Here is a 6,488-nt window from a genome sequence, read left to right on the forward strand (position 1 = left end):
TTTCTGGTGCGTACCGGGCTGAGAGGCGGTGTAAGTGAACTGTAGTTGCCATGTTTTACGGCAATGAGAGCAGAGATAGCGCTGATGTCCGGCAGTGCTTTTGCCGTTACGCACCACGCCTTCAGTAGCGGAGCAGGAAGGACATCTGATGGAAATGGAAGCCACGCAAGCACCTTAAAATCACCATCATACACTAAATCAGTAAGTTGGCAGCATTACCGAGATTTTCTACAATCGTCAGCGTCGTCACTCTCGTCTGGGGAATATCTCCCCGGCAGCCTTCAGGGAAAAATATCATCAGATGGCTGCTTAAAAAAAGAACAAATGGTAGTGTCCGCTATTGCCAGTACACCTCAAGACGACATTTCTTCGATAACGTGTGTTCTTTCTCCTGCATCAGCTTATACAGGGAAGTCAGGAGCGGTCTACTCTGCATTTGCCTGACCGCCAGGCGTTCAGACACCGGTAACCCGCGTATATCGTGCTCTATGGCGTACAGTTCACCGATTAGTTTCAGAGCTTCTTCCGCCGTCGCGCTTTTAGTACTGATATATACATCGTGGATTTTGCGTCGCGCATGAGCCCAGCATCCTGCTTCCGTCCGTCGCGCGCAGCTCTCCAATCCGGATAATATCACCGACAACGCCGACCGGATCAGTGATGAGTGGAAGGCCTTCGACCGCGCCATCGAAAGTAACCACGGTGTTCCTGAGGCTGCCGCACGCCTGAAAGAACACCTCCGGGACTTCCGTAACACACATGCCGCCGCACAGCTGGGCGTTTCTGCTGTGGCGGCCCTTCCCGGTGATCGCCTCTCTGCCGCACTGATGGTTAAATCACACGGCACCGTCAGTGTCGACGGTAAAGTCTCTGATGCTGACCTCACTTACCTGGAAGAGGTGGCAAACAGCACCGGGCAGGAGGTGGACAAAAGCCGCCTGACATCACAGGCCTTTGCCCGCGCGGCACTGATCACTGATGTGGGTATTGCTCTGGCTACGGAACTGGAAACGGCCGGGCAGAAATGGTCTCTGGGCTTCCCCCCCAAATTCCAGCGCGTCGACCTGTTCAACTACAACGTGCTGGTCAGAAATTATGACAGCAGCGCCTTCAAAGGCGACCGCTACCACAACACGAAAAATGGCATCAACGCCGACATCGGTGCCAGTACGGACCTGGATGACAACTGGACGCTGGGACTGGTCGCACAGAACCTGATCCCCCGTAGTATTGAGACAAAAGAAGTGAACGGTATCACGGAAACCTTCAGGATCCGCCCGCAGGTGACGGCCGGTGTCTCCTGGCACAACGCGATGTTCACCACCGCATTTGATGTGGATCTGACCCCGGCCAGCGGTTTCACCTCCGACAGCAACCGTCAGTTTGCCGCCATTGGCGCAGAATTTAATGCCTGGAAATGGGCACAGCTGCGCGCCGGTTACCGTCAGAATCTGGCCGGTAACGACGGCAGTGCATTCACGGCCGGGGTGGGGATCTCACCGTTTGATGTGGTTCACCTTGATGTTGCAGGCCTGATCGGCACGGACAACACTTACGGTGCGGTCGCACAGTTCCAGTTCACCTTCTGAGTTCCACCTGCAAAACAGCATGCACATTATCGCTGCATGTTGTTTCCATCATCAAAGTCTGTCGGACATCGACAGACTTAACTCCCCCGGATAATACAGAAAACCTGTAAAGGATTGACCGGAAACAACAAAGATCAAATTTTGATCGCAAAGTTCAAAATACAAACACCAAGTGGTCAATATCTGACCAATCAATCACTTGTGCTTATCTTTTTTTTCATTTTGTTACATCTGTCATACAAATATAACTGACAGTGGTTATCATTATACCTTATCAGTTACGTACCATGACTGATAGTTCCCCGTTGTAATTAAATGCTATCCCATAACCACAACTCAGAAATATCGGAGTTCACGTATGAATAAAATTTATTCACTGAAATATAGTCATATTACAGGTGGATTAGTTGCTGTTTCTGAACTGACCCGGAAAGTTAGTGTCGGTACATCAAGAAAGAAAGTTATCCTCGGTATTATTTTATCCTCAATATATGGAAGTTATGGCGAAACAGCATTTGCAGCAATGCTGGATATAAATAATATATGGACCCGCGATTATCTTGACCTTGCTCAAAACAGAGGAGAGTTCAGACCGGGTGCAACAAATGTTCAATTAATGATGAAAGATGGAAAGATATTTCATTTTCCAGAACTACCTGTACCTGATTTTTCTGCTGTTTCCAACAAAGGTGCAACAACATCAATTGGAGGTGCGTACAGTGTTACTGCGACTCATAACGGTACACAGCATCATGCAATAAAAACACAGTCATGGGATCAGACAGCATATAAAGCAAGTAACAGAGTATCATCTGGCGACTTTTCGGTTCATCGTCTGAATAAATTCGTCGTGGAAACAACAGGGGTTACGGAGAGTGCCGACTTCTCACTTTCTCCCGAAGATGCGATGAAAAGATATGGCGTAAACTACAACGGTAAGGAACAAATAATTGGCTTCAGAGCAGGTGCCGGAACAACCTCAACGATATTAAACGGCAAACAATATCTGTTTGGACAAAACTATAATCCCGACTTGTTAAGCGCAAGTCTTTTTAATCTGGACTGGAAAAACAAGAGTTACATTTATACCAACAGAACCCCTTTTAAAAACTCACCAATTTTTGGCGATAGTGGTTCTGGTTCTTATCTATATGATAAAGAACAACAAAAATGGGTTTTCCATGGTGTTACCAGTACAGTTGGTTTTATCAGTAGTACCAATATAGCCTGGACAAACTACTCGTTATTTAATAATATTCTGGTAAACAATTTAAAAAAGAATTTCACAAACACTATGCAGCTGGATGGTAAAAAACAAGAGTTATCATCGATTATAAAAGATAAGGACCTGTCTGTCTCAGGAGGAGGGGAATTAACGCTCAAGCAGGATACCGATCTTGGCATTGGCGGGCTTATATTCGATAAGAACCAGACATATAAAGTGTACGGAAAAGATAAGTCTTATAAAGGTGCCGGGATAGATATTGATAATAATACCACCGTTGAATGGAATGTTAAGGGCGTTGCCGGAGATAATCTGCATAAAATAGGTAGTGGTACTCTGGATGTAAAAATAGCACAGGGAAATAACCTTAAAATAGGTAATGGGACTGTCATCCTTAGTGCTGAAAAAGCCTTCAATAAAATTTACATGGCCGGAGGTAAAGGTACGGTAAAAATAAATGCCAAAGACGCTTTAAGCGAAAGCGGTAATGGCGAAATCTATTTTACCAGAAATGGCGGAACACTGGATCTAAACGGCTATGACCAGTCATTTCAGAAAATCGCAGCAACAGATGCGGGAACAACCGTAACGAACTCAAACGTGAAGCAATCAACATTATCACTTACTAATACTGATGCATATATGTACCATGGGAATGTATCAGGTAATATAAGCATAAATCATATTATCAATACTACCCAGCAACATAACAATAATGCCAATCTGATCTTTGATGGCTCAGTCGATATCAAAAACGATATCTCTGTCCGGAATGCACAGTTAACATTACAAGGACATGCGACAGAACATGCCATATTTAAAGAAGGCAATAACAACTGTCCAATTCCTTTTTTATGTCAAAAAGATTATTCTGCTGCCATAAAGGACCAGGAAAGCACTGTAAATAAACGTTACAATACGGAATATAAGTCCAACAATCAGATAGCCTCTTTTTCCCAGCCCGACTGGGAAAGTCGTAAATTTAATTTCCGGAAATTAAATTTAGAAAACGCAACCCTGAGTATAGGCCGGGATGCTAATGTAAAAGGACACATAGAGGCTAAAAACTCTCAAATTGTTCTGGGAAATAAAACTGCATACATTGACATGTTCTCAGGAAGAAACATTACTGGCGAAGGTTTTGGATTCAGACAACAGCTTCGCTCCGGGGATTCAGCAGGCGAAAGTAGTTTCAACGGCAGTCTGAGTGCTCAAAACAGCAAAATAACTGTTGGTGATAAATCAACTGTTACTATGACTGGTGCATTATCCTTAATTAATACAGACCTGATTATCAACAAAGGAGCTACTGTTACCGCCCAGGGAAAAATGTATGTAGATAAAGCTATTGAACTGGCCGGAACCCTGACATTAACAGGCACCCCTACAGAAAATAATAAATACAGCCCGGCAATCTATATGTCAGATGGATATAATATGACAGAAGATGGTGCCACGTTAAAGGCTCAAAATTATGCCTGGGTCAATGGTAATATAAAATCAGACAAAAAAGCATCTATTCTGTTTGGTGTTGACCAGTATAAAGAAGATAACCTGGACAAAACCACACACACACCGCTGGCTACAGGTTTGCTGGGTGGCTTTGATACTTCTTATACCGGAGGTATTGATGCTCCTGCTGCCTCAGCCAGCATGTATAACACCTTATGGAGAGTAAACGGACAGTCAGCCCTGCAATCATTAAAAACCCGCGACAGTCTTTTGTTGTTTAGTAACATAGAGAATTCGGGTTTCCATACTGTGACTGTAAACACACTGGATGCCACTAATACTGCTGTGATTATGCGGGCTGATCTGAGCCAGTCTGTAAATCAATCGGATAAACTCATTGTTAAAAATCAGTTAACCGGACGCAATAACAGTCTGTCGGTCGATATACAGAAAGTGGGAAATAATAACTCAGGATTAAACGTTGACCTGATAACAGCCCCAAAAGGAAGCAATAAAGAGATATTTAAAGCCAGTACTCAGGCCATAGGTTTCAGCAACATATCTCCTGTGATCAGCACGAAAGAGGATCAGGAACATACCACGTGGACCCTGACCGGATATAAGGTGGCTGAAAATACAGCATCTTCCAGTGCAGCAAAATCGTATATGTCCGGTAATTACAAAGCCTTCCTGACAGAAGTCAACAACCTGAATAAACGAATGGGGGATCTGCGTGACACCAATGGCGAGGCCGGTGCATGGGCCCGCATCATGAGCGGAGCAGGTTCAGCTTCTGGTGGATACAGTGACAACTACACCCATGTGCAGATTGGTGTGGATAAAAAACATGAGCTGGATGGACTTGACCTTTTCACTGGTCTGACTATGACGTATACCGACAGTCATGCCAGCAGTAATGCATTCAGTGGCAAGACGAAGTCCGTCGGGGCAGGTCTGTATGCTTCCGCTATATTTGACTCTGGTGCCTATATCGACCTGATTAGTAAGTATGTTCACCATGATAATGAGTACTCGGCGACCTTTGCTGGGCTCGGAACAAAAGACTACAGTTCTCATTCCTTGTATGTGGGTGCTGAAGCAGGCTACCGCTATCATGTAACAGAAGACTCCTGGATTGAGCCGCAGGCAGAACTGGTTTATGGGGCCGTATCAGGTAAACGGTTCGACTGGCAGGATCGCGGAATGAGCGTGACCATGAAGGATAAGGACTTTAATCCGCTGATTGGGCGTACCGGTGTTGATGTGGGTAAATCCTTCTCCGGTAAGGACTGGAAAGTCACAGCCCGCGCCGGCCTTGGCTACCAGTTTGACCTGTTTGCCAACGGTGAAACCGTACTGCGTGATGCGTCCGGTGAGAAACGTATCAAAGGTGAAAAAGACGGTCGTATTCTCATGAATGTTGGTCTCAACGCCGAAATTCGCGATAATCTTCGCTTCGGTCTTGAGTTTGAGAAATCGGCATTTGGTAAATACAACGTGGATAACGCGATCAACGCCAACTTCCGTTACTCTTTCTGATAACAGCCCGGGCCGCGTTTGCGGCCCTTCTTCTACCGGAGAGAATATGTATTACCCTGTGACAGACTATATCGCTCTTGCTCTCATTATTAGCTTTCTTTTTCTGACATTATTTATCTGCCTGTTATGCCTTAAACATGAGCGAATAAAAAAAAGAAACTATCAGGCAAAAAAATGCACATATTCTGGAGCATGGCTGGAATGCAACTGAGTTCTCATGGTTCCGATACGGACAGTATAACGAAACGGGTATTTACATCTCGATCGAGAAGACCATTATCATTACAATCACCGTTTCTGGTGGGTGCTTTAAAAAAGAATACAGCATTGTCTCCCACATGCTGGTCACTGACACCATAACAGAGGCCACCCTGTACGAAAACGGGCTGTATACGCGCCACATCAGACTCAGTCGCCCAGTATCTGACAGCAAATACCCCTTGCCACCCGGATCTCAGCTCATTAAAAATATGACCTTACGACTGCGCCTGCAGGATCAGCAGGAAGAAACATCCGTGACATTATTTCAGGGAAAAATGAGTACCGACGGAAATAACTATTACATCATCAAAGGTAAAGTAAGCGTAAGCGTGCAGCAAGAACCGTATTGACGGGGATGTGTTATTCAGTCGGCAGTGCTACGCGCCAGGGGAGCAGTTCGCCGACCCGGTTTATCGGCCAGT

The 6,488-nt window shown here is 45.2% G+C and carries 3 protein-coding genes and 2 pseudogenes; 3 read left to right on the forward strand and 2 right to left on the reverse strand.

Annotation, left to right across the window (positions count from 1 at the left end; genetic code table 11):
- Together BFF42_RS09080 and BFF42_RS09085 are read right to left on the reverse strand one after the other, a co-directional pair.
- On the reverse strand, positions 1-165 hold a 165-nt coding region (locus BFF42_RS09080), incomplete at its 3' end, for an IS1 family transposase (RefSeq protein ID WP_047664789.1).
- A 190-nt stretch (positions 166-355) separates the two neighbouring features.
- Positions 356-601 (reverse strand): annotated as a pseudogene (locus BFF42_RS09085) (IS66 family transposase); the annotation flags it as partial.
- On the opposite strand from BFF42_RS09085, the pseudogene BFF42_RS09090 reads away from it, so the two are divergent.
- From BFF42_RS09090 to BFF42_RS27630, 3 genes and pseudogenes are all read left to right on the forward strand, one after another.
- Positions 586-1,589: pseudogene (locus tag BFF42_RS09090) on the forward strand (conjugal transfer protein TraF); the annotation flags it as partial. The pseudogenes BFF42_RS09085 and BFF42_RS09090 overlap by 16 nt on opposite strands.
- Positions 1,590-1,947: 358 nt before the next feature.
- The gene (gene sigA, locus BFF42_RS09095; RefSeq protein ID WP_001034105.1) at positions 1,948-5,805 is read left to right on the forward strand and encodes a serine protease autotransporter toxin SigA; all 3,858 of its coding nucleotides are present in this window, start codon (positions 1,948-1,950) and stop codon (positions 5,803-5,805) included.
- Positions 5,806-6,143: 338 nt separating this feature from the next.
- Entirely contained in the window at positions 6,144-6,416 is a 273-nt protein-coding gene (locus BFF42_RS27630; RefSeq protein WP_000961604.1) for a hypothetical protein, read from the forward strand.
- Positions 6,417-6,488 lie beyond the last annotated feature (72 nt).

This window comes from Shigella sp. FC1661, assembly GCF_001712525.1.
In the GTDB taxonomy this organism is placed as follows: Bacteria; Pseudomonadota; Gammaproteobacteria; order Enterobacterales; family Enterobacteriaceae; genus Escherichia; species Escherichia coli.

Bases quoted from the DNA above. Each gene is read 5' to 3' on its own strand.
- sigA (WP_001034105.1), top strand. From the start codon at position 1,948: ATGAATAAAATTTATTCACTGAAATATAGTCATATTACAGGTGGATTA.
- BFF42_RS27630 (WP_000961604.1), top strand. From the start codon at position 6,144: ATGCTGGTCACTGACACCATAACAGAGGCCACCCTGTACGAAAACGGG.